The organism is Nocardiopsis sp. TNDT3 (assembly GCF_003427465.1).
GTDB lineage: Bacteria > Actinomycetota > Actinomycetes > Streptosporangiales > Streptosporangiaceae > Nocardiopsis > Nocardiopsis dassonvillei.
The window spans coordinates 1-3,422 of record NZ_QPFC01000478.1; the positions used below are offsets into that span (position 1 = coordinate 1).

The following is a 3,422-nucleotide window of genomic DNA, read 5'->3' on the forward strand; positions in this document are numbered from 1 at the left end:
CACGGTCACCCAGTGGTGTCTGGCGGTGCTGCCCTGACCCTCCGCTGCGCTGCTTCGCGCCCAGGCGCCGGAGGCACGGGAGCCCTCGACCCCCACGCACGCCCCTCCCTCCACGCGAACCCGCCCGCGGAGCCTCCGGAACCCCTTCGGGGCCCTCCCTACCCGCTGGCCCGCGGCCGGGCCGGGTCGTAGAGGTAGGACTCACCGCCCGCCCCGGGATCGAGCGCCCGCCCCACCAGGATCACCGCCGCCTGCCGGAACCCGGCCTCCTCCACCGCGTCGGCGACGGTGGAGACCGTGCCGCGCAGCACCGCCTCGCCCGGCTGGCTGGCCCGGTACACCACGACCACCGGGCAGTCGCCGCCGTACTCGGGTTCGATCTCGGCCATCAGCTCGCGCACCCGCCGGATCGCCAGGTGCAGCACCAGCGTGGCCCGGGTCGCGGCGAACGCGGCCAGCGACTCGGTCCCGGGCATGGCGGTCGAGCGGGCCCGCGTGCGGGTCAGCACCACCGACTGGGCCACCAGCGGCACGGTCAGCTCCCGTCCCGCCAGCGCCGAGGCGGCCGCGTACGCGGGCACCCCGGGCGTGACGTCCCACGGAACGCCGTGCGCGTCGAGCCTGCGGGTCTGCTCGGCCAGCGCCGAGTACAGCGACGGGTCGCCGGAGGTGAGCCGTACGACGTCGCGGCCCGCCGTGTGCGCGCGGACCAGGTGGTCGGTGATGCGGTCCAGGTCCAGGCCCTGGGTGTCCACCAGTTCGGCGCCGGGCGCGCAGTGCGTCAGGACCTGCGGGTCCAGGTAGGTGCCGGGGTAGAGGACCACGTCGGCCCCGGCGAGCATGCGTGTGGCGCGCACGGTCAGCAGGTCGGCGGCTCCGGGCCCCGCGCCCACGAAGTGCACGGTCACGGCTTCACCCACCTGGGGGTCCACACGCGGCCCGCCCCGGTGACCCGGGTTCCGGACGCGCCGACGATGAGCAGGCAGCGCATGTCCACGGCGGCGGGGTCGAGTTCGCCCAGGGTGGTCACCGTCAGGGACTCGCCTTCGCGGCCCACGTCGCGGCCGACGACGACCACGGTGTCGGGTTTGCGGTGCTCCAGCAGGATCCGGCGCGCGGTGACGATCTGCTCGGTCCGGGACCGGGAGGCGGGGTTGTAGACGGCCAGCGCCAGGTCGGCCTCGGCGACGGCGCGCAGACGCCGCTCGACCACCTCCCACGGCTTGAGGCGGTCCGACAGGCTCATCACCGCGAAGTCGCCGCCCACGGGGGCGCCCGCGCGGGCCGCGACCGCCTGGACGGCGCTGACCCCGGGCAGCACCCGGACGGGCACGTCCCGGTAGGCGGGCTCCTCGGCCGCCTCGAACACGGCGGTGGCCATGCCGAAGACCCCGGCGTCCCCGCCGGAGACCACGGCCACGCGTTCGCCGCGCCCGGCCAGGTCGAGGGCGAACCGGGCGCGCTGGAGTTCTACGGTGTTGCCGGAGGCGTGCCGGGTGAGCCCGGGGCGCTGCGGTACCCGGTTGACGTAGGGGCCGTAGCCCACCACGTGGTCCACCTCGGCCAGCGCCGCGCTCGCCTCGGGGGTGAGCCAGTCCTCGGGGCCCGGGCCCAGGCCCACGACCAGCAGTTCGGCCGCCGGTCGGGTGGTCGCGGACGCCGTGTCCGCCGCCGGTACGGCGGAACCGTGCCCCGCTTGGGTCGCCTGTGCCGTCTGCGTTGTCTGTGCCGCCTGCGTCCGCGCGGCCTCGCCGACCTTGCGGGAGCGCGGCCCGTTGCGGCTGTCCCCGGTCACCAGCACCAGGGAGAAGTAGGGCACCGTCGCCGGGTCCACCTCGGCCACCGGCAGCCGCCGCTCCCCGCCCATCGAGGCCCGCTCCACGTACACCGCGTGTTCCAGCCGCCCGGCCGCGGCCAGGGCGCGGCGGACGGCCGGGAAGGTCCGGCCCAGTTTCATGACCACGGCCGCGTCGGTGTCGGCCAGGCGGCGGGCCAGTTCCGGTTCGGGCAGGGTGCCGGGCAGCACGGTGAGCACGTCGGTCTGCCGGGCCAGCGGGGCGGCCGCGGCGGCCGTGGCGGCGGCGAACGCCGGGACGCCCGGCACGATCTCGGTGGGGTAGCGCTCGGACAGCCGATCGTGCATGTACATGTACGACCCGTAGAACAGCGGATCGCCCTCGGAGAGCAGGACGACGTCGCGCCCGGCGTCCAAGTGGGCGGCCAGCCGGGCGGCGGACTCCTCGTAGAAGTCGGCCAGCGCCCCCGCGTAGCCGCCCGGGTGGTCGGTCGCCCCGGTGGTCACCGGATAGGTCAACCGCTCCTCGACCACCCCGTCCGGGATCAGCGCGTCGGCGATGCGGCGGGCGTTGGACTCCTTGCCCACACCCGCGTGGTAGGCGACGACGTCGGCCGCGGCGATGAGCCTGGCCGCCTTGAGGGTGATCAGCTCGGGGTCGCCCGGGCCGACGCCGACGCCGTGGAAACGGCCGGTCACTCTTCCTCCTTGGCGAGTGCGTTGAGGGCCGAGGAGGCCATCGCCGAACCCCCGCGACGGCCGCGCGCGGTCACGTAGGGGACGTCGAGGCCGTGCCGGTCGCGCAGCTCGGTCAACGCCTGCTTGGACTCGGCCGCGCCGATGAAGCCGACCGGGCAGCCGACGATCGCGGCGGGGCGCGGAGCGCCGTCGATCAGCATCTCCAGCAGGTGGAACAGGGCGGTGGGCGCGTTGCCGACGGCGACCACGGCGCCGTCGAGCAGCGGCTCCCACAGCGACACCGCGGCGGCCGTGCGGGTGGTGCCCCACTCCCGGGCCAGGCCGGGCACCCGCTCGTCACCCAGGAGGCAGAGCACCTCGTTGTCGCTGGGCAGGCGGCTCGCGGTCACGCCGGAGGCCACCATGCGCGCGTCGCACAGGATCGGCGCACCGGCCCGGAGGGCGGCGCGCGCCGCGGGGACCAGGTCGGGGTGGACGACGAGGTCGTCGGCGAGGTCGACCTGGCCGGTGCCGTGGATCATCCGCACGGCGAGCCGCTCGGCGTTGGCGGGCAGGTGGTCGAGCCGGGCCTCGCGCCGGATGGTGGCGAAGGAGTCGGCGTAGATGGCGGGCCCGTCGTCGACGTACTCGTAGTGCCGGTTCGGTCTTCTCGGGGAGGTCACCGCGCCTCCCCGGGGACGTGGTCGGGCTGTCCGGGAATGTGCTTGTCAGCCGGGACCGGCCTGTCGGGGCCGGGTCCGTGTTCCTCGGGGGCGAGCCTGTGCCGCCCGGACGCGGTCCCGTGTCCTGCGGGGACGAGGACGGCGCGCCACGGCGTGACGACGAGTTCGCCGGATCCGGCCTCGACGGCTTCGGCGGCGAGCGCGTCGGCGGCTGCCCGGTCCAGGCCCTCCTCGGGCACGGGGACGTGCCGTCCGATCCCGGGCAC

General features: G+C 75.8%; 3 protein-coding genes and 1 pseudogene. All 4 read right to left on the bottom strand.

Features of this window, described 5'->3' with window-relative positions; all coding sequences use genetic code 11:
* Positions 1-158 precede the first annotated feature (158 nt).
* Positions 159-920: a precorrin-4 C(11)-methyltransferase gene (cobM, locus tag DQW06_RS12390; protein WP_041553100.1), complete on the bottom strand. Its 762-nt coding sequence runs from the start codon at positions 918-920 to the stop codon at positions 159-161.
* Positions 905-2,494, bottom strand: coding sequence for a precorrin-2 C(20)-methyltransferase (locus DQW06_RS12395; RefSeq protein WP_117198481.1), 1,590 nt, complete (start codon positions 2,492-2,494; stop codon positions 905-907). Before DQW06_RS12395 ends, cobM begins: the two co-directional genes overlap by 16 nt.
* On the bottom strand, positions 2,491-3,156 hold the full coding sequence (locus DQW06_RS12400; RefSeq protein WP_117198482.1) for a precorrin-8X methylmutase: 666 nt from the start codon (positions 3,154-3,156) through the stop codon (positions 2,491-2,493). The genes DQW06_RS12395 and DQW06_RS12400 overlap by 4 nt, the downstream gene beginning before the upstream one ends.
* Positions 3,153-3,422, bottom strand: a pseudogene (locus DQW06_RS12405) (nitrite reductase); the annotation flags it as partial. The pseudogene DQW06_RS12405 and the gene DQW06_RS12400, both read right to left, overlap by 4 nt.